We start from the raw sequence: 22142 nt of genomic DNA on the forward strand, positions 1-22142 counted from the left end.
GCTACTAATGAAATTGTCGCTTATGTCTGGGGTAAACGCGACTTAAAAACGGCTAAGAAGCTAAGAGCACGTCTTAAGCAACTAAAAGTCAGCTATTACTCTATTAGCATGGACAACTGGGACAGCTTTATAACTGCCTTTAAGCCAAATAACAAGCAGGTTGGCAAACAACATACCGTAGGCATAGAAGGTAATAACTGCCGCCTTAGACACCGATTACGTCGAGCCGTTAGAAGAACCTGTTGCTTCTCGAAAAAGCTTGATAATCACTTTAAAGTATTTGATCTGGTGTTCTTTTATGTCAATTATGGCTACGTTTGATGCCAGCATACTTTTTAGAACACCACCCATTTTTTTAATAGTTTATGTTGATGTTAAAAAGACTACAGCTTAGCGTTGTGGTCTTTTTTTATATGTCATGGTGCTGACTGAATTTAAAAATGATACTGTGTGGTTAGAATGTTTATTAAGAGCTCAAAACAATCCTAACTCATAGAGCCTTATCTTTAAAGGAATATCAATGACAACTAACGATCGCATAGATAACAGTAATACAGATGATAATCAAGCAAAGATAGAGATCTACCAAGCAGCTGATGGGCAAGCACGAGTAGATGTGCTTTTTGAGCAGGAAACCGTTTGGCTATCGCAAGCACAAATGACTGACTTATTTGGCCGTGACCAGTCTGTTATTTCACGCCATATTGCTAATGCCCTAAAAGATGAAGAAGTGTCTGAAAAAAGCAATATGCAAAAAATGCATATTGCAAATTCTGATCGCCCAGTAGCGTTTTACGATTTAGATGTCGTTATTTCAGTAGGCTACCGGATTAAATCACCGCAAGGCGTGCAATTTAGACGTTGGGCCACTCAGCGTCTGCGTGAATATCTAGTGCAAGGTTACACGCTAAACAAACAAAGGTTTGATAAAAACTCTAGTGAATTACAACAAGCACTGGCTTTAATTAAAAAAACCGCCCAAAGTCCTGAATTAAAGACGGATGAAGGGCGCGGACTGATCGAAATTATCAGCCGTTATACACAAACCTTTTTATGGCTACAGCGCTATGATGAAGGTTTATTGGACGATCCAGCAGGGCAGGCGGGTGGCGTCTTGCCAACCACTCACGAGGCCATGACAGCATTAAATGATCTAAAGGCTCAGCTGATATCTCGTGGTGAAGCCACTGAGTTATTTGCTAGACCTCGCGGTGACGGTTTGGACAGTGTGCTAGCTAACTTGCAGCAAACGGTATTTGGCGAACCTGCGTATCCAACGATTGAAAGTAAAGCGGCGCACTTATTGTATTTTATGGTCAAAAATCATCCTTTCACCGATGGTAATAAGCGCAGCGGCGCTTTTTTGTTCGTTGATTTTTTGCACCGTAATGGTCGGTTGCTCAATAATGAGGGCGATATGGTCATCAATAATACCGGACTTGCGGCTTTAACCTTGCTGGTAGCAGAGTCGGATCCCAATCAGAAAGAAACGCTGATTAAGCTGATTATGAATATGTTATCGCTTGAGGGTTAAAAAATCGACTAAGCCTAGAACAAAATAAGCACTGCCTTAAATACTAGAGCAGCATTATCAAATCAAGCGGTGACGCTGCTGTGAAAACGCCACAAAGTTATTTTTACGAATCTATCCAAATTATTTATCTATCAAGGGCAGAGCCATATTATTTAGTGATAATAGGAATTATGATAGATTGATGAGTTCTAAGAGTTATTCAAGAATCATAAGTTAAGTAATAGACTGAGCTGCACTCTAATACAGTCTATTTAACATAATATACATTATGCGAAAACAAACCAACGGACTTGAAGGTATTCTTTAAACCAAATATTACAAAACTCCTTCCTAATGTTTGGTATTTTAGTATTGATATTTAAATAATTTTTCAGTACGTTTTTATTTATCTGAGGATTTTCTTCTACTTTCATCACTATGTGATTCATCTCAATCAAGGTAAGGATATTTTTATGATGCCGTTATCTCGTCCTAGCACCTCTAAGTCCTTGTTAAGAAAGCAATCTATTGCTGCATGCTTATCATCTATATTTATCATGACAGGCTGTCAGTTTTCTGCTGAGTCCAATACGGCCATTCCCAATCATCAAAGCGGCCATTCATCATCTACTATCATATCTGATATGAGCCAGCAAACGCTCAAACAGCAAGCGTTACGCATCCAGCGTGCACTTGCCAATAACGACTATGCCAGAATCACCAAAGACATTCATCCTACCCGTGGTGTACGTTTCTCCATGTATGCTTATGTGCGCCCTGAATCCGATAAGGTCTTTAGCCGTGAACAGTATGCTCAGTATTTGCAGCAGTCCAAAATCCGCTTTACTTGGGGTGAACGTGACGGCACTGGTGAGCCATTAATCATACCGCTACCAGAGTACCTAGACACTTGGGTAAAGGCCAAAACCTTTAATGACGCTACCCTTAGCATCAATGAGTTTCAAAAAAGTGGCAATAGCATCAATAACCTAAATAAAATATATCAAAACTCTGATGTCGTTGAGTTTTACTATAAAGGTAGTGATGAGTACAGCGGTTTAGACTGGCGGGCATTGCGCTTGGTGTTTGATGACTATCAAGGTAAGCGTTATCTGGTAGCCGTTATCACTGACCAGTGGACGATTTAGTGCATTTATATGCAGATAGTGGCTAAAACAGTAGGATGTTGACGCTCAATTATGACGCCCTGCCCTTTTTTGCTATAACTTTAGCTATATATTCACATTTGTAGATATTTAAAACTTGTATAGTTAATTCACTTTAAAACAGATACAGTGCAGCTGGTATGAATTTTGCGCAGTATCTGTCAGCGTAGACACAGCAAGCAAGGAAAATTTGTACCAGTTGCACGTTCATGTGAGCGTATCGATTTTATTTCGAACTGACTATATTATGATTCGGTTTTAAGTGTGTCACATCACATTAACAACACCTTGTTATCCCGTGTTGGGCGTATCTCGAGGCGGATAACCAAAATACTGTTTATAGATGCGAGAAAAGTAACTTTGATCGCCATAGCCGACTCTATGAGCGACCTCCTCAATGGTGACATAGCTCTTTGACTTTAAAATATGATTGGCCTGCTTTAAACGCAGCATCTTGACCCACTCCGAAAAGCTATAAGGCAGACTAGCAAAGAGTTTGTGCAGGTATCTAACAGAGATATGACAAGCAGCAGCGACGGTTTTTGGGCTCAAATCAGGGTTTGCTAAATTTAAGTTTACATAATTCTCGATACGTTTGAGATGTATAGACTGTATCGCTGACATCTCACTCATCATCACCTCTTTGGGTGCGCTTAATGTCAAGACAATCAGGTTTAGCAGCTGCTGCTCTAGTATTTTTATCTCCAAATCAGCCAGCTTTTGATGATGAATTAGCGTCAAAATTTGCTTCATCTGAAACACCAGTAACCTGCCTGCACCTTCATCGATAGACAAGCTGCGGGCAAACTGCCGCTCAATGGTGCCCGACTGCGCTCTTAACAAGGCTAACGGGACTTTGATCACATACAGTGATGCTTCATGCAGATGATAAAATTCATAAGGTAAGTTGGACAGCTCAATAAAAAACTGGCCTGGTTTGGCGCTCAGTGAGCGATTTTTTTGAATAAAGCGCACATCGCCTGTCAGCGGAAACGTGATTAAAATACTGTCATCGTAATCAGCACTTTGAGCACCACGATCATAGTGTACGGTATTGGCATGATAATGCGAGACACCGATATCGAGCAGCTTAGCATGCTGCAAAAATCCCAAAAACTTATTGGGCTGTCGAAAGCTTACGTTTAGATCAAAATAGGTGTCATTAATGGTGCGCTTCCAGTCAAAGGCATTTAGGCTCGTCTGCGCTTGAGAGGTGCTATCTGCTGACGTAGAGAGCATGGGCAATAAAGAAGGCGCTATATCGGCATCAAACGTGCTTGCAAGAGGATTCAGACGCGATGAGACTGGGTCGGTATGCTCATGCTGACGTGAAAGGTTATCTGGTTTACGGTTTGCATTCATCCTTGAACACTCAATATTTAGTATACAACTGTACTGCTATCCTAGCAGCTAATAATGAAGGATCCTATTTTATATTATAAATAAAGCCAAAAAGGCATCAAGTCTTGAACTGGGTTCAATACCTGATGCCCTTACTAATGCTAAAAGAACGCTAAAAGAAAGTCAGTCTTATGTTTTATGCAGCACGGGTAAGTTTATAAGTACCTGTTTCGTGCAGCTGGGCTTGCCAGCCGTCCTTAATGACCAAAGTCGTGGTTGGTTCTTGGATAAGCGCAGGGCCAGTGACCACAGCGCCAGCTCCGAACTGCTCACCATCATAGATAGGCGTATCGATCCAGTCATAAGACTGATCAAACAGCATCTCACGACTGTCAATCTGAGCTTGGCTGATGTCACCTTGCTGCGGCGCAAGCGTTGGTAGCTGTGGCTTACTAATCTTACCAATCACCGCCACTTCGATATTCACCAGCTCGACTTTACTATCACGCTCATCATAGGTATACAGCTCCTTGTGACGCTGATGAAATGACTCTAAGATAGTCTGCACGCTCTCAGCATCAAGCTTGCCGTTTGGTATCAGTACGTTACACTCGTGCACCTGACCAACGTAGCGCATCTCCATGGTACGCTCAATAGAGATGTCTTCATCGGTAAAGCCATCTTCTAGTAGCTTTTGCACGCCTTCTTCTTCAAGACCTTGCAAAGTAGCATTTAGCTCTTGAAGATTTGCCTCTGGCGCTAAAATCATCATCTGCGTCGCCAAGTAGTTATACTTGATATCGGAGATAATCTGACCAAAGGCGCACAGGCATGACGCAATCTTAGGAATTAAGATAGTACCAATACCCATCTCCTCGGCCAGCGCAATAATATGCATACCACCTGCGCCGCCTGCACAGACAAGGGCAAAGTCACGAGGGTCATAGCCCTTTTCAATGGTAATACGGCGAATGGCATTGGACATGTTTTGGTTGACGATGGCACTGATACCAAAGGCGGCATGCGCCAGATCAATCTTCAGTGGATCAGCGATGTGGGTTTGTACCGCTTGCACCGCTTTGTCTTTATCCAAGGTGACACTACCGCCTAACACTGCATTGGGCTGTAGATAACCCAATACCAAGTTGGCATCAGTCACCGTCGGCTGCTCCCCGCCTTTGCCATAACACGCCGGCCCAGGGGTTGCGCCCGCACTTTGAGGGCCGACCTCAAGCATACCAAAAGTATTGACATGCCCAATGGAGCCACCGCCTGCGCCCAAGGTCTCGACATGAATCATCGGCACGCCAATGCGATTGCGCAAAAAGTCTATATCACGGTTGAGGCTGGTGCGGCCTGACTTTGCCATGGTGATATCAAAAGAGGTACCGCCCATATCGACGGTAATAATGTCATCAATACCAAACGGACTGGCGATATATAATCCCGCTTGCGGCGCTGACGCTGGCCCTGAGTTGATGGCATTGACTGCCCGCTCACGCATAATCTCGCCAACCGCAAGCCCGCCATTGGATTGAAAATAACGAACGGGCTGCTCTGCGCCTAACGCCTTGAAATAATCATCAATCTTATGGACATACGAGGCCATAACAGGGCTTAGATAAGCATTGACTAGCGTCGTTGAAGTACGGGTGTATTCTTTGATCTGCGGATAGACATCGCTGCCACAGCAGACAAATACGTCTGGCATATGCTGCTCGATCAGCTGCTTTGCGCGCTGCTCATGCTGGGTATTGCGAATAGACCAGACAAAAGAGATCGCCACCGCTTGTATGTCTTTTTCTTTCAATACTTTGATCGCATCGAGGATGTCTTGCTCATTTAGCGGCTCATGCTCGGTACCATCGGCTAAGATACGGCCACGAATCGGAAAGCGACGATCACGGGTAGCGATTTGTGGTGCTGGCGGGTAACTGGCATCATAGCGATGCCCTTCTTCCTTATGCCCTAAGCGAATCTCGACACTGTCTTCGTGGCCTGCGGTGCATAGCAGCCCGACTTTTACCCCTTTCATCTGAATCAAGGCGTTGAGCGCCACAGTGGTACCGTTGATACATAGATCGCAGGCTTGGATAATATCCTCAATAGGACGGTCAAACTGGTCGGCAATTTGCTGCAGTCCATTGGCGATGGCCAAGGTGCCATCTTCAGGCGTGGATGGCGCCTTAAATAAATGTACATCGCCTGTTTTTTCGGCCAGTACAAAGTCAGTAAACGTCCCGCCAGCATCGACGCCAATTCGAAAATCATTTTTCATAAGTCATCCTTAACTCAAATTATTTATTATCAGTTCAGTGTCGTAATGTCATTTGTCCATTTAGCGCTATGCGGTCAGCTGACGACGCAGCGCCTCAGTCTCGGCTTCATTGACTGCCAGCGTTTGTGGGTCGATTACCACACCGTACTCGGTCTTGGCCGCTGCCACTGAGATGATTCTTTCTTGTACATCTTTTAGTACGGCTGGGATAGGTCGAACAAACGAGCTACCGTAGCCACCACCGCCAGGGTTGGTGTTTCGGGCACGCTGCCCAGGTGTTATCTCTTTTACAGTGTTTTGTTTATACAAGTCCGTGACGCCATCTTTATGGATAATCTCCAAGCGTCCCACCTTTAGCTCAGGTGAGATTTGCTCAGCGCCTGCCGCACCCATCGTCGGATGCTCACGGCCTTCACCGAATGCCACCACTGTCATCTCATGACCCAATGGCTCAACTTCCCATACCGTACCACAGCCGCCGCGATACTCGCCTGCGCCGCCACTGTCTTCTGCCAGACCATATTTATGGATCAAGATCGGATACTGGTACTCGAGTAGTTCGATATCACCTGAGCTTAACGCACCGAAACAGCACAAGGGGCCACAAGCATGCCATCCATCCATTTGCTGAGTAGCACCCGCACCAGAGATGATCGACGCCAGAATCATGGTCACATACTGCTCGCCCGTCTTTGGGTCGATACCTGAGATATTGATGCCAGAGGCATGACCCCAAGAAGCAATCACCCGATCTGGGGCAGCATCCTCAAATGCCATACGCACCGCATCGGTCAAGGTTTCCATCGGCGTGGTGGTACAGTTGACATGTGGGGCTGGCTCTTTGGCATTACACAGCGTGCCATGCTCGCCCAAGTCCACCGTGACACAGCGGTACAACCCTTCGTTGTACGGCGGATCTACTTGCGCAAACATCATCAGCCCCAGCAGCACACCAGACATCGAGTTGCCTGCGTAAGAGTTAATAAAGTAAGGCACTTGCGGCGGGCTGGTAATCTTAATATGTACATCGCTGTCTGTAATCTCAATATCAGCACTGATGGTCAAGTCGCCCAAGCCATGTCCTGAATCTTCCAATACCGCTTCGCCATGATACTGACCATCTGGGATAGAGGAGATCAATGAGCGCATATGGGTATCAGCCATGTTTTTTAGCTCTTCAATCGCCGCCCGTACGGTCTCTACGCCATACTTGTCTAACAGCGCAATCATGTTACGCTCACCGACCGCACAAGCGCCAAACTGGGCATTGAGATCGCCTTCTTGGTTGCGGCGAGAGCGCATATTGCTGTGAATTAAATTGATGACATCATGACGTTTGACGCCCTTTTCCCAGATTTTGATGGGTGGGATACGTAAGCCTTCAGCATAGATTTCCTTGGCATCTGGGTTGTAGCCTGCAGGCACTGGGCCGCCGATATCCGTGACGTGACCTTTACACACCGTCCAAAACACCAACTCGCCTTGATAAAATACCGGCTTGTACATACAGCAGTCTAAAATATGACTGCCCATCATCACCGGATCGTTGTGATAAATGACATCGCCTTCGTGGATGTCATCACCATAATACTCGGCAACGGCTTTCATGGCGGGCATAAGCGAGCCTAGATGAATAGGAATATCCTGCCCCTGCAAAATCATCTCAGGCAGATGATCAAACAACGCATTGCTGTAATCGTGAGCTAAGTTAAAGACACTGGAGCGGGCGGTTTTTTCTAAGGTGGTTGTCATCTCACGCTGTGCCGTCTCTAAGGCACCACGTACGACGGACAAGGTAATAGGATCAATTGAAGTGTGAGCGTGGCTCATGTGAGACTCCCTGTCTGATAAGTAATAAAAGAGATGAACGGCTGTGCACGGCCAATTTGGCCTATAACACTGAAAAAAACCTCATTCTTTGTCTGGCTGTCATCTATCCTAATGACTAAGCTTTTTTACTATAGCGGGGTTTTTAGCAAATAGATTGGCTGACAGTGCAGGGTTTTTGACTGTGAGTGCACAACTGTGTCTATAAAACCCTAAATTTGTTTGCTTCTTATGCCTGCCAGCATTGAGTTTAAAACAATAAAAAAAGCTAAAATAAAAAAAGCAGTGCATCGTGTGTGATGCACTGCCTTTTTTATTTACTATTACGATAGTCGATTCGAATTACTGTGATTACAATGGCGTTTGCTGAAAAAACTTCACCATAATGTCATAAATATCAGGATAAGCGTCGATTAGCTTTTGCGGGGTCTCAAAAAACACCTCGCTAAGCACCGCAAAAAACTCCGCTGGATTGGTCGCACCATAACGATCCAGTCCTGACTTGCGATGCTTTTGAAAGTCTTCAAAGTCACGGCTCATAATTTCCGTCCAGCGCGCCGGATCCATATCGGGGTGCATGGGCGGAAATCCGTTGGCGCTACCATTCAACATATCGAGCTTATGCACAAACTCATGAATGACGACATTATGACCGTCACGCTCTCCTGAGTGTTTGGCATCCTTCCATGACAGTATCACAGGCCCACGCAGCCATGCCTCTCCGCTACGATGTTGACTGCCCTCATGGACAATACCAAACTCATCGACCGTTTTAGCCTGGCTTTTGTATGAACCAGGATAGATGATAATAGACGACCAGCCTTTGTACCATTCAAGTCCTAGATTTAGAATCGGTAGGCAGGCTTGCAAGGCAATAGACAGTCTGACTTTATCGGTAATCTCAAAGCCCTGCGCACCGGTAATCGACTTTTCATCTAAGAATAACGTCGCCAGCTCAAACAGACGAGTCAAATCCTCCTCGCTAAGTCTGTCGAGTATGACAATGCGCTTGGCAGCTTGCCGCCAATCAGCCGTGGTAAATTCACTATTATCTAATATGCGCTGCTCACGCCAGTCTTTTATCATGCTAAACATGGTTGTTCCTTAACGTTAAACGATGTGCAATGATGACAACACGCCCTAACATTACCTTAATAAAAATGGCGCAGTGTTGCTGGTCTTTGATGTTGCCACATCCCTAGGTGTGCCTTGAGCAACGACTTGCCCGCCTGCATCCCCTGCCCCTGGGCCAATATCGATAATCCAGTCGCTATTGCTGGCCACTTGCATATCGTGCTCAACCATAATGACGGTATTGCCCGCCTCGACGAGCGCCTCCAATTGCGCCATCAGCATCGACACATCGGCAGGATGTAGGCCAGTGGTCGGCTCATCAAGGATATAAAGCGTATCGCCACGCTGGGTACGTTGTAGCTCGGTGGCAAGCTTGATACGCTGCGCCTCGCCGCCCGACAGTTCAGTCGCTGGCTGCCCCAGCCGCAAGTAGCCAAGACCAACTTGCAAGAGAGCATCTAAAGCAGGTAATATCGAGGCTTCTCCATCAAAAAACGCATAAGCAGATTCTACCGTGAGATCCAGCACTTCAGCGATGTTTTTATCTCGGTAAGTAATCGCCAGCGTGTCATTGTCATAGCGCTGACCGTGACAAACTTGGCAAGGCGCATAAACACTCGGCAAAAATAGCAGCTCGACACTAACAAACCCCAGCCCTTCACAGTTGGGGCAACGACCCTTTGGTGTGTTAAATGAAAAACGGCCTGCATCATAACCGCGCGCTTTGGCCTCTGCCGTTGCCGCAAATAATTTACGGACATCGTCAAACAGCCCTGTATAGGTGGCAAGGTTTGAGCGTGGCGTACGGCCAATGGCTTTTTGATTGATATCAATAAGGCGGCTGACCTTGTCCATGCCAGCAATGATTTGGCCTTTAATGACCATCTCGATCTCCTGATCTAACAAATCCGCTTCATCAGTTGCAGCTTGGGTAACCACTTCTTTCCCTAAGGCTTCATTGACTAACTCAACTAGCGCCTGACTGACCAAACTTGATTTTCCTGATCCCGATACGCCTGTCACACAGGTCATCACCCCTAGCGGAAACGCAATACTTAACCCTTGGATATTATTGCGCTCTATATCAGCAAGCTGTAACCAAGCGCTAGGTTTTCTAAGCGGTTGTTTGTGCGCCGTCTCTTTATCGGTAAAAAGATATTGTGCGGTTGTTGATTCAGTGACCTGACGCAAACCCTCTACAGGGCCGCTATAGACAATCTCGCCGCCATGCGTGCCCGCCTGCGGCCCGACATCGACCACCCAATCGGCATGACGAATGACGCTCACATCATGCTCGACGACAAGCACTGAATTGCCAGCGGCGATGAGCTCATCCAATGCGCCCAGCAGTGCTTGCGTGTCAGCGGGATGCAGACCAGCGGAGGGCTCATCAAGCACATACACCACCCCAAACAGCTGCGAGCGTATTTGTGTGGCTAATCTAAGACGCTGCAACTCCCCTGGCGACAATGTCGGCGTGGTGCGCTCAAGCGACAAGTAACCCAAGCCCAGTCTTGTCAATGCCTCAACACGCGCTAATATATCGCTAGCAATACGCTGTGCGACGATGGCTTTTTCACGGTTGGGGGTATCATCTTTGATTTTTGTATGTGCTGTTTTTTGCAGCGCAAGCGCCAAATCGGTTAGGGTAAGTTGCGATAGCTCGCCTATATCTAGCCCCGCAAACGTCACCGATAGCGATTCTTTTTTGAGTTTTTTACCGTGGCACTCTGGGCATACGGAGATTTGCATAAACTGTGAGACACGCTTCTTGACCCGTGGACTTTGCGTGGTGGTAAAGGCATTTAAGATAAAGTTTTTTGCGCTGATATATGTGCCCATATAGTTGGGCTTTTCACCTTTTTCAATCGCAGCACGCGTTTGCTCAAGGTTGTATTCAGGGTAGACGGGCACCGTTGGCGTCTCATCAGTATATAAGATCCAATCGCGAGACTTTTTGGGCAATTTGTGCCACGGCGTATCGATATCATAGCCAAGCGTGGTCAATATACGGCTCAGGTTTTGTCCTTGCCATGCGCCGGGCCACGACGCAATCGCCCGCTCACGAATGGACTTGCTACCATCAGGCACCATCAACTCTTCGGTCACATCAAACACTCGGCCAATACCCGAGCACATCGGGCATGCCCCCTCTGGCGTATTGGGCGAGAAGGCATCGGCATAGAGCATATCTTGACCGGCCGGATACTCCCCTGCCCGCGAATACAGCATCCGTAGGGCGTTAGAGATGGTGGTGACGCTTGCCACCGATGAGCGCACTGAAGGCGTTCCGCGCTGCTGCTGCAAAGCGACCGCTGGTGGCAAGCCTTCTATCGCATCGACATCAGGCTCCTCCACTTGATCGATCAGACGGCGAGCATAAGGCGCTACCGAATCTAAATAGCGCCGCTGCGACTCAGCAAACAAAGTACCAAACGCCAGTGACGACTTCCCTGAGCCTGATATCCCAGTAAACACCACCAGCGCATCACGCGGCAAATCGACATCGATATTCTTGAGGTTATGAACGCGCGCGCCTCGGACTTGCACGTGGCTGTTTGGTTGCTTGCTTCGTTGATGATTGGGAGGGCTATAAGGGTCGCGCGAGATTGTGTTATTGTACTTGGCCATACCGCAGTCTTTCCTCTTAACTCATTATTATTATAAGACTTGATTCACAAGAGGTTAACACACCTTGGCTGTAGGCTAGAGCTAGGCTTACGTATTCATAGCATAGAAAGACAAAACGATAACTTTATACTTAAATGACATAAAAAGAGCGTGCTAAGAAAATATCTTAGCACGCTCTTTTCAATTGAGATTGACAGCTCAGAGGAATTTTTAACCTTAGCCCACCACCAGCCGCATCATTTGCGTACTGATATAGCCGCCAAAGGTACCGACTGCATAGCCAAGAATACCCAAAAACACCCCAACTGGTGCGAGTGATGGATGAAAGGCGGTAGCGACAATCGGGGCTGAGGACGCGCCGCCCGTATTGGCATTAGAGCCCACGGCCAAAAAGAAAAACGGCGCACGAATGAGCCTTGCGACAGCAAAGATAATGACGACGTGAATACTCATCCATAGCAGGCCGATAAGGAGCAGTCGCCACTGCGAGACAATACCGGCTAGATTGATTTGCATGCCAATGGCCGCAATCAGTACAAAAATAAATACCGTACCGATTTTGGAGGCGCCTACATGATCAAGCCGGCGAATTTTGGTAAAAGAGAAGATCACCCCTATGATGGTAATGATGACCACCATCCAAAAGAAGCTACTGGCAAAGCTGTACTGCACCGCCCAGCTATAAGGCGCAAAAAACCCTGCAATTTGCCCGCCCAAAAAGTGCGCCACGCCTACCATGGCAAAGCATAAACCAAACATCACCATGAGGTCATTTAAAGTCGCAGGCCGTGCATGGTGGCGCTCATAGCTCTCAACGGCGGTGATAACTTTGTCGATACTGCTACTATCAGCTTTTAACAATTTATCAATTTTATCACTGTGTTTGGCCATGATAAGTATCGCGAGCAGCCATAGCGAGGCGTTGGTGGTATCGACCAGGATCATCATGCCAAACAAGTCATCACTGACCCCAAACAGCTCCTTCATTGCCGCTTGGTTGGCCGCACCACCAATCCAGCTGCCCGCCACGGCCGAAAACCCACGCCATAAGGTGTCATCGCTAAACATACTGGGCGACACCCATTTGGCGATACCTAAGCTGATCGGACCACTGATGATAATGGCGATACTGGCGGCAAAAAACATGGCAATGGCTTTCCAGCCCAACCCCAATATCTTGGGCACATCCATCGACAGGGTCATCAGTAGCAAGCTGGCTGGCAATAGATACGTGGCAGTAAAGCCATAAATCTGCGAGCCCACACCGTCTGCAAACACCCCTAAGCTGTTAAGCGTTGCAGGTATAAAGCAGCATAGGACAATGCCAGGCAGTACGGCATAAAAACGCCGCCAAAACTTACCGGGCAATCCTTGGGTATAAAACACCAAACCGATAATGGCCATGATAATACCAAAGGCTAACGGCAGGCTATCGATTGCTAAACTTGAGGTGGCGGGCATCTATAAGCTCCGATCGTAGCAAATTATAAAGTAGCTCAGTATAGACAAGGCAAAAAAGTCACGCAAGCAAGTATTGCTTTATTCTACTAGCCCTAACCCAGCGCCGCTGCTTATAGCGGTTTTAAAATTTCTTGACCATAGCATAAAATGAGTATGCACAAAAAAGCCAGATACTCAAAGTATCTGGCTTTTGCTGCTGTTTTTATACGACTGATTTAGTCACAACATAGGGTAGTCTTATGAGTTTTTGCCTCGGCTACCACCTGTTGGACGGCCGCCACGGCGATCTGAGCGATTTGCTGGGCGACCTTGGCTACCACTTGGACGACCACGACCTGTCGCAGCACGGTCACCTCGTGGGGCGCTAGTGCCATCACCACGGCTTGGGCCACTGCGTTTGCCTTGATATGGTTTACCACCAAAACGATCTTTTGGCTTGCCTGATGAGTCACGTGACTTGCCTGCCCCTTGGCCTTGATAGCCACTGTCATTGCTGGCACGTTGACCCGTCGCTCTACGATCGTTTGAACGTCCACGGCCTTGACCACCACCTGAGCGTCCGCGGCCACGACCACGTCCCTTACCCTTGTTCTCACTTGGTACGTAGGTTTTCTTTGGCTCCATACCTTCGATGACACAGACTTCCATCTTACGATCTAAATAGCGGTTGATAGCGTTTAGTTGTGGGCGATCGTCCATACTGCATAAGCTGATAGCAATACCAGTACGACCCGCACGGCCACAGCGGCCAATACGGTGGACGTAGTCTTCGGTTTGACGTGGTAAGTCGTAGTTAATCACGTGCGAGATGGCTGGTACATCAAGACCACGGGCAGCGACGTCAGTGGCGACTAGGATTTTACATTTGCCCTTACGTAAGTCTTGCACGATACGGTTACGCTTGCTTTGTGGCAAGTCGCCATGTAAAAAGCTCGCTCTATGACCAGCTTCTTGTAGCTGCTTTGCAAGTTTTTCGGTGCTGCGCTTGGTCGCCGCAAAGATGATGATTTGATCCATTTCTTGCTGACAAACAATCTTGTCAAGCAATCTGTTTTTGTGGTCAAAGTCATCACAGTAATACACTTTTTCTTCGATATGAGCTGACTCAACTTTGATAGAGACACGCTCAGGGTTTTTGGTAAAGCTGGCTGCGATCTTGCCGACAGGGCCGTCCCAAGTGGCTGAACACATGATGGTTTGACGATCTGTTGGCGCCGCTTTTAAGATGTCATTGATGTCATCAGCAAAGCCCATGTCGAGCATACGGTCTGCTTCATCAAGCACCAACACTTCTAGGTGCGACAGATCGACACGGCCAGCTTTGATATGGTCAAGTAGACGGCCTGGCGTGGCCACGATGACTTGTACGCCTTTACGTAGAGCAGTGATTTGACCGTTGTAAGGTGCACCGCCGACCAATGGCACACAAAAAATACCACGCATGTCTTTAGAGTACGTGCGCACGCTGTCATGTACTTGCTGAGCAAGCTCACGAGTTGGCGTGAGGATAAGCGCTTTGGTTAGTTTATCAAAACTGGTCGCACGGCTTAGACGGTCGAGTACTGGAATAACAAATGCAGCCGTTTTACCACTACCGGTTTGCGCTGATAATAAAAGGTCACGGCCTTGCAGAGCAAAAGGAATGGCTTGTGCTTGGATAGGCGTTGGGTTGCTATAACCAACACGGTCTAGAGCGCTAAGAATAGGCTTGGCGATATTGAGGTCTTTAAAAGTGACTTGGTTTTCTTCAGCTGCGTCAGTAGTCGCCGCTTGAGAGTCAGTGCTGTTGCTTTCGGTGTTTGCGTTTTCGATGATGCCGTTTTCAGCGGCGATAGTAGACAAGATGTCAGTCATGAGTATCCTTGGTAAGTATAAGTTGCTGCACATTCAGCAAACTTGATGCCTACCACTGATAACCGTTCATCGCATCCCCCTTAATCATATAATAATCGCACGATATAAATCATCAACGATTATAAGCCAAGCGCATTAACGCTCTGGCTTTTATTTAAGGTAGATATGTTGTCTGACGTATTTTGGTGGTAGTGCCGAGTGTCTTATCCTTGCTTGTTATTAAACCAATTATCAACGCTTTGTCCAAAGCAGATAAAGGCAAACAACAACCAATCTAGTCCAATAAGCTAGTAGATAAGGTATGAGTCAAAAATAACGACATTAATGACGTGTTATTTAAGTACACAAAATCATCGGCAACAATTACTTACGGTCATCCTAGACCCAAAATCGCAGGCGATGTTATCAATCTCATAATCCACGTGAGTCACTGCTAACGTGGGGGACGTATTATAGCACAGTAAATCCATGTTTATCGTTTTATTTTCAACCATCGCCAAAACCACTTATAAAGCGGGTTAATTATATCAATATCAAGGGCTTTTTTTATCCTGACAAGCAACCCTGACGATGGTGGCGATTAATAGCTTATATGCTTTTGACTTCTGATACAAAGGTAGGCAGCTGCCAAGCGCCGCCAATCTCCACCATACGACAAAGCCCCGTGGTGCCCTCATAGCTTTTTACAAAGCGCTGGCCTGTCCAAACCCAGTCTTTTCTAGACAAGCAGTCACCAAGCCCTCGGCCTTTTTGGATTGAGCTTATCTTGCCTGCCGCATACTCTGTGGCATTGGTGGTTACTAGCACTGGGTCATATGGTGAGCGGTCATTGATCACCCACATGCCTGTTCCTGAATTGTAGGCGCTGAGCCAGCAGCTGTGTTGAATCAGAACTTGGGTGGCGTTTAGGCGATTGGTGCGCCAAGGTGAGCCATCGGTTAGTTTTGGGCAAGAGTCCTGCATGTCTTGTATAGTGCCCTTCACCAGTTCAGTAAGCTGTGAGGCTTGTAGACTGAATTTTTTATTACGGGCTGATGTGCCGGCATTTGGAATGACCAGCTGCAATTGTGGCGATGGCTTTGCTGGTAACACGCTGTTATTAGACTTGGTTGGGGCACTTTTTTTTATAAAAGCACTTTTTATAAAAGCACTTGGTGTCCCTACTCGTCCTTGCACCTCATCAGCTTTTAACATCACGGCCGCTGCCCCTTTATCGGACAACTGCCAGCGAGTGTTACGCAGTACAAATTCGACTTTGCTTGGCTTTTTTAGCGCATCAAGCAGTGCTGCGACTTGAGCGGCTGTCAGCTCGGCATCTCCCGCTGCTGTCAAAAAAGGCTTGGTTTCTCCCAGGTTTTTACCATCGATGACCAGCGAGATACGATGGCGTCTGCCCAATTGCAACAGTGCCTTGGTTGAGCTTTGCTTAGCAGTGCCTATTTTGACACGGCCAGTGACACTAGCGTTATTACCAGCACGGCGGGTAAAAAGCACCGATACGGGCAACGTACTCTCATCTACAGATTGGTAACCTGCCAGCCGACAAGTGCGTGTATTGTCACAGACGACCTGCCAATCATGATGGGTCATTTCTACAGCAGGCATAGCCGCATTGCTCATTGTACTAAAAGCGGTGCTGGCCATGATTACTGGCAGTATCAGGCCGTATTTTAAGGCGCTAGTAGGGATGATATTATTCATTAATTTATTTTGTCTCACAGCGTCAATATAAAAACCAACAGGCCAACCTATTGATATTCAATACATTATGATAATGTATCATTGTGTAAACATATAATCAAACAACTTTAGTCGAATACTGTATAGCTATCTGATCCTATAAAGGCCAACAAGACCAATAAGCAGCTTGCCTACTGGTCTTGTATCGATTCACACCATCGACGATTGTTTGAAATAAACCGTCGCAAAGGCTGATCTAGCTAATAGGTGACAACTCTAGCGTTAAGGCTCTTTTTACCGCTGCTCTATTGGCGATATTTTTTGCCCAACGTTGCACATGAGTATAATCATCCACTTGTAAAAACTCAGCCGCATCATACAACTCACCAAGTACGAGTCGACCATACCAAGCCCAAATGACCATATCAGCAATATTATAGGCACTGTCACCATTGCCACACAGGTAGTCGTTGCTTGCTAGGTGTCTGTCCAAAACATCAAGCTGACGTTTGGTTTCCATGGTGAAGCGATTGATGGGGTATTCCATCGGCTCTGGAGCATAGGCGTAAAAATGCCCAAAGCCGCCACCCAAATAAGGCGCACTGCCCATTTGCCACATCAACCAAGACAAGCATTCAGCCCGTGCCCGCCCTTGCTCTAACGGTACAAATTTTTCAAACTTTTCGGCAAGGTATAATGCAATTGCGCCAGACTCAAAGATACTTATCGGCGCAGACTTATCGGTATAATCCACCAATGCTGGAATCTTTGAATTGGGATTGATCGCTACAAAGTCTGACCCAAACTGATCGCCCTCAGAGATATCAATCTTATAGGCATCGTACTTGGCACCTTGGAGACCAAGCTCAGCCAACTCCTCTAACAGGATGTTTATTTTTATGCCATTTGGGGTGTTAAGTGAGTACAGCTGAAGCGGCGCATCTCCTACAGGGAGGGATTGCTCATGACGAGCACCGGCAGTCGGGCTATTGGTACTGGCAAACTTGCCGCCGTTTTCTTTGTCATTGCTCCATACCTTCGGCGGTGTATAGGTGGTTTGGTGGTTATTGTCTGGCGTGTTGGGGGTACTCATAAATGATCCTTTGTTATTTTAGGGGTTATTTTAGGGGGTGTTGAATGTTTGACCGTTTAGGCTGATAGTTTTATATTGAAGCGGTCATTTTCTATCCAAGAGTCGCATCATTCTTAGATGTCTCTTATGGTCTTACTATAATGAAGAGTTGTTCCTTTCTCAAAGTCCCTCATGTAATTAATGTAGTGGTTTCTAATCTAAGTGAATCACGTTATGATTGACGTTTTTTAATTGCGCAGCAGAACGTAACGTTCTCGGCAGTTTCTATCTGCTTTATGGTGATGTACATATGGTGACGCTCACAGACACGCAAAGTAAATATCTCCCCTATGTACTGGCCGTGGCTCTTTTTATGCAAATATTAGATGCCACTATTTTAAACACCTCACTACCGCAAATGGCGCAAGCACTTGGTGAGTCGCCGCTAAAAATGCAATGGGCGGTGATCAGTTATGCCCTGACGTTGGCCATCTTTATACCGATCAGTGGCTTTTTGGCGGACAAGTATGGCACACGCCGCATTTTTTTGACCGCAATCGTGATATTTTCTGTCGGCTCTTTGCTTTGTGCCGCCTCACCGACTTTAGACTTTTTGATAGGTTCACGGGTGATACAAGGCATCGGCGGTGCCATGATGACACCTGTTGCTCGCCTCATACTGGTCAAGTCTTATCCACGCAATCAGCTACTGACTGTAATGAACTTTGCCGTTATTCCAGCCTTGGTCGCGCCGCTCGTAGGGCCAGTACTGGGTGGCTATATCGTCCAATACACCAGCTGGCACTGGATATTTTTAATCAATATTCCGATGGGCATACTGGGCTACTTTATGGGAAAAACCCTGGTACCTGCGTTGTTTGAAGACACCAAGCGCTTAGATTGGCTAGGCTTTGGACTGTTTGCGGCGGCAGCTTGCGGCTTTACTCTCGCTGTTGAGCTGGGCTCACAGGTTGGGCGTGGTCTGTATGGGCTGATACTGGCGATAGCTGCTAGCGTTTTGTTGAGCGCCTATGTGGTACATGCCAAGCGCAAAACCACGCCGCTTTTTCCGTTAAGCTTATTTAATATCCGTACTTTTCGTATCGGCATCACCGGCAATTTATTTACTCGCCTAGGTATTAGCGCTGTGCCTTTTTTATTGCCATTATTACTACAAGTGGTGTTTGAGTATTCACCTTCCAAAGCCGGATGGCTGCTCGCTCCTATCGCTATAGGGGCTATCGGTATCAAGCCTTGGGTCAGTAAAATTATCCAGCGTTTTAGCTATCGTAAAGTGTTGGTACTCAATACGTCGCTGATTGGTATACTAATCATCTTATTGGCCCAGTTTAATGATCCTAGCAACTGGCTATGGTTTATCCCTTTGCTAGTAGTCATGGGCGCTTGTAACTCCATGCAGTTTAGCGCTATGAATACGATTACTATTGGTGATTTAGAAGGCACCCAAACCAGTAGTGGCAATAGTCTGATGGCGGTCAACCAACAGCTGGCTATCAGCTTTGGTATCGCCTTTGGTGCCGCTGTCCTTAACTTACTGCGAGAGCGTTTTGAGCTTGATACTTTAGCGGCGTTTCAAACCACTTACTGGGTGCTTGGTATCTTAACCATCCTCTCAGGACTGTATTTCTTGCGCCTAAAACCTGAAGATGGTCGAGGCTTATATTAATCCAAGACACCTTGATGATAAAACCTCACCATAAAAACAGACATGCCAGCCTGTTTTTGGATATAAACCCAAACATAGGCTGGCATGCTCATCTAAGTCACCAAAAATGGCTGATTGCCCCCATCTCTATCTTAAGGGGTATCATCATTTATTTGTGATTGGGTATAACGCTCTATCCCAATGCTTGCGATCAGGTCTTCTTGAGTCTCAAGCCAGTCTTGATACTCTTCATTGCCGTCTTTTAAGGTGGTGAGCAACTGACGAGACACGTAATCACGTTTGCTCTCACACAAAGTAATGGCGTCAGTAATGATAGCAAATTTTTGTTTTTCTAGACGCAGATTACAGTCAATGACCTCTGGCACATCCTCGCCCACCAACACTTTACCCAGCTCTTGTAGGTTTGGTAGACCACCTAACAATAAAATACGGGCAATCAGATCATCAGACCATTTCATCTCAGCAATAGACTGCTTATACAGTGAGTCATTAAGTACTTCTAAACCCCAATGACGAGCGATACGAGCATGCAAAAAATACTGGTTGATCGCAATCAGCGACTGGCCCAGTACTTTATTTAATGCTGCGATAACCTCTTTATCTCCTTTCATGACCTCTCTCCTTATCTCTGGTTATTTTAGCCAAATATTAATATGTTACTTTTCGCTTAAGGTGATTCTATCGTATATCACCTTAAGCAAGATTTGGGCTGATTTCACCCATTTGGCTTTGCAGATAATTGGGCAGGCCAATCATATCGATAAGGCGCAGTTGTTGCTCAAGCCAATGCGCATGATCCTCTTCAGTGTCTTTGAGCTGTTCGACCAGTATGTCACGGGTGACATAGTCGTGCTCTTCTTCACAAAGCGCAATTCCCTCTTTTAAATCTTGCTGTACCTGATACTCTAAATCCAAATCAAATTGCAGCATTTCAGGAACACTGCTCCCGACCTTGATGTCATTGACACTCATCTTAGGCGTGCCGCCGAGCATCAAAATACGGCGAATAATAGCCTGAGCATGCAAGGTCTCGTCTTCCATCTCATGATTGATACGATCAAATAACTTGCCGTAATGCCACTCAGCATACATCTCTGAATGAATAAAATACTGGTCACGAGCCGCAAGCTCTCCACCTAACAGAAAATTTAAATAATCTAGAACCTTCTGACTGCCTGTCATTAGTTATACTCCTATGCTTATTTTGTCATTGGTATTGAAAAGTTGCATACCAATAATATGCTATTGGCAAACTAATCCGTAACGATTAGAGTCGATGAGGCATCTTATGCCCTAAGATAGACATAGTAGCATATTGAGATGCTCCAGTTTGTGACGTTATGCACCAAAACCCACTAAAAAAGGCCAATTGAAAGTCACAATCAGCCAATATCTAGAGCATCTAAGCTAACGGTCTTTATACTGCATACGCCAGTGCATCAATTTTGGCGTGGTGCTCATCTAGGTAATCATTGACCATTGGCTCGCAGCAGCCGCAGCATGTGGCCACATCAAGCGTTTGTTTTAACCCCTCTAGGGTGTCAACACCTGAGGCAATCGCTGTCTTGATTTGTTTATCATTTACATTATTGCAGATACATACATGCATAGTCTCACTCCGTAAGATGGGACAGTATTTATGATCATAAACATGACAAAGCCGCCTATCAGACGATCAATTACGCTGTTAAAAGTATCATGTCAATCATTGATATATTCATGATAACGATAACTATTATTATTTGCAATAACTTTTAACCGTTATTTGTCTGCGATAGACCACTCAATAAAATGTTAATATTTTTGTATTCATGTAAGCGAATACTAAATCTTACAGTGGTTTAATGTAATAGACTTTTCTAGATGAGACAAAAGGTGCTATTATGCAGACAAATGGTTATTTATTATATAAAATCATTTAAATAAATATTACTAAAGACATTAAAGTTGGTATATTTATTGCTATGCATATATAGATTCAACCCTCTTTATTTGCTAAAGATCAGTCACTATATTTGTGAAACCTTTTCTCCTGTCTTATTTATGATGGTGTAAAGTCATCTAATCGCAAATGAGGGCTCACTAGTCATAGAGGTTTTATCAGACCTCATCACTATATGGAAAGTCTTATGTCTAACAATATCACCATAGAACCACTGGATTTATTTAAAGTACTCTCTGACCCGACGCGTCTTAAACTATTTCACATCCTCTTTCAAAAAGAGGCTCGCTGTGTGGGTGAACTGGTCGAAATTCTCGATCAGCCGCAGCCAACCATATCTCGCCATCTGAATCACCTCAGAAAACTTGGAATTCTCAATTGTGTACGTGATGGCACATGGATGTGGTACGAAATGGCAGACAATCTACCTGAGTGGTGTTTGAGTATCCTAGAAACCACTTATCATGCTTTAGACTACAAGCACCTCGCTGAAGAGATGTAAGTTTAAGACTGTACGTTATGGCATAAAAAAGACCTATGATAAGTTATAGGTCCTTTTTATGGCGTTGTATAGCTTATGCACCAACCGGTGTTCAGGCATTGGCGTGTTCGCTGT

17 protein-coding genes are annotated in these 22142 nt (G+C 45.9%); 5 read left to right on the forward strand and 12 right to left on the reverse strand.

Features of this window, described 5'->3' with window-relative positions:
• The 3 genes from J3492_RS10935 to J3492_RS10945 all read left to right on the forward strand — a co-directional run.
• Positions 1-321, forward strand: a 321-nt coding sequence (locus tag J3492_RS10935; RefSeq protein WP_207990131.1) for an IS1 family transposase, incomplete at its 5' end; no start/stop codon positions are given.
• A 199-nt stretch (positions 322-520) separates the two neighbouring features.
• Complete coding sequence (locus tag J3492_RS10940; protein ID WP_207992090.1) at positions 521-1534, forward strand: virulence RhuM family protein/type II toxin-antitoxin system death-on-curing family toxin; 1014 nt, start codon at positions 521-523, stop codon at positions 1532-1534.
• Positions 1535-1986: 452 nt separating this feature from the next.
• On the forward strand, positions 1987-2661 hold the full coding sequence (locus tag J3492_RS10945; RefSeq protein WP_207992091.1) for a hypothetical protein: 675 nt from the start codon (positions 1987-1989) through the stop codon (positions 2659-2661).
• A 309-nt stretch (positions 2662-2970) separates the two neighbouring features.
• Here the strand turns inward: J3492_RS10945 and J3492_RS10950 are convergent, their stop codons facing one another.
• The 9 genes from J3492_RS10950 to yghU all read right to left on the reverse strand — a co-directional run bounded on the left by J3492_RS10950 (position 2971) and on the right by yghU (position 17918).
• Positions 2971-4041, reverse strand: a complete 1071-nt coding sequence (locus J3492_RS10950; protein ID WP_207992092.1) for an AraC family transcriptional regulator — start codon at positions 4039-4041, stop codon at positions 2971-2973.
• Between the two features lie 175 nt (positions 4042-4216).
• Entirely contained in the window at positions 4217-6298 is a 2082-nt protein-coding gene (gene capA / locus J3492_RS10955) for a caprolactamase subunit alpha (RefSeq protein WP_207992093.1), read from the reverse strand.
• A 66-nt stretch (positions 6299-6364) separates the two neighbouring features.
• Positions 6365-8128, reverse strand: coding sequence for a caprolactamase subunit beta (gene capB / locus J3492_RS10960; RefSeq protein ID WP_207992094.1), 1764 nt, complete (start codon positions 8126-8128; stop codon positions 6365-6367).
• A gap of 348 nt (positions 8129-8476) precedes the next feature.
• Entirely contained in the window at positions 8477-9220 is a 744-nt protein-coding gene (locus J3492_RS10965) for a M90 family metallopeptidase (RefSeq protein WP_207992095.1), read from the reverse strand.
• A 51-nt stretch (positions 9221-9271) separates the two neighbouring features.
• A complete protein-coding gene (gene uvrA, locus J3492_RS10970; protein ID WP_207992096.1) occupies positions 9272-11830 on the reverse strand; it encodes an excinuclease ABC subunit UvrA in 2559 nt (852 codons plus the stop codon).
• Positions 11831-12046: 216 nt separating this feature from the next.
• Positions 12047-13291, reverse strand: a complete 1245-nt coding sequence (locus tag J3492_RS10975; RefSeq protein ID WP_207992097.1) for a DUF819 family protein — start codon at positions 13289-13291, stop codon at positions 12047-12049.
• Positions 13292-13528: 237 nt separating this feature from the next.
• Entirely contained in the window at positions 13529-15145 is a 1617-nt protein-coding gene (csdA, locus tag J3492_RS10980; protein WP_207992098.1) for a DEAD/DEAH box helicase CsdA, read from the reverse strand.
• A 588-nt stretch (positions 15146-15733) separates the two neighbouring features.
• Complete coding sequence (locus tag J3492_RS10985) at positions 15734-16846, reverse strand: DUF1176 domain-containing protein (protein ID WP_207992099.1); 1113 nt, start codon at positions 16844-16846, stop codon at positions 15734-15736.
• Between the two features lie 235 nt (positions 16847-17081).
• Positions 17082-17918, reverse strand: coding sequence for a glutathione-dependent disulfide-bond oxidoreductase (gene yghU, locus J3492_RS10990; RefSeq protein WP_207992100.1), 837 nt, complete (start codon positions 17916-17918; stop codon positions 17082-17084).
• Positions 17919-18207: 289 nt separating this feature from the next.
• On the opposite strand from yghU, the gene J3492_RS10995 reads away from it, so the two are divergent.
• Positions 18208-19584 (forward strand): DHA2 family efflux MFS transporter permease subunit, encoded by a 1377-nt coding sequence (locus tag J3492_RS10995; protein WP_207992101.1) that lies wholly within the window; start codon positions 18208-18210, stop codon positions 19582-19584.
• 131 nt (positions 19585-19715) lie between these two features.
• Here the strand turns inward: J3492_RS10995 and bfr (J3492_RS11000) are convergent, their stop codons facing one another.
• The 3 genes from bfr (J3492_RS11000) to J3492_RS11010 form a co-directional block, all read right to left on the reverse strand.
• On the reverse strand, positions 19716-20195 hold the full coding sequence (gene bfr / locus J3492_RS11000) for a bacterioferritin (protein WP_207992102.1): 480 nt from the start codon (positions 20193-20195) through the stop codon (positions 19716-19718).
• Positions 20196-20277: 82 nt separating this feature from the next.
• A complete protein-coding gene (gene bfr, locus J3492_RS11005) occupies positions 20278-20766 on the reverse strand; it encodes a bacterioferritin (protein ID WP_207992103.1) in 489 nt (162 codons plus the stop codon).
• Between the two features lie 235 nt (positions 20767-21001).
• A complete protein-coding gene (locus tag J3492_RS11010) occupies positions 21002-21193 on the reverse strand; it encodes a (2Fe-2S)-binding protein (protein WP_207992104.1) in 192 nt (63 codons plus the stop codon).
• A 520-nt stretch (positions 21194-21713) separates the two neighbouring features.
• On the opposite strand from J3492_RS11010, the gene J3492_RS11015 reads away from it, so the two are divergent.
• Positions 21714-22028 carry an ArsR/SmtB family transcription factor gene (locus J3492_RS11015; RefSeq protein ID WP_243453230.1) on the forward strand — a complete coding sequence of 105 codons (315 nt, stop codon included), beginning with the start codon at positions 21714-21716 and terminating at the stop codon, positions 22026-22028.
• Positions 22029-22142 lie beyond the last annotated feature (114 nt).

Origin of the sequence: Psychrobacter coccoides (genome assembly GCF_017498085.1) — a bacterium.
Classification (GTDB): domain Bacteria; phylum Pseudomonadota; class Gammaproteobacteria; order Pseudomonadales; family Moraxellaceae; genus Psychrobacter; species Psychrobacter coccoides.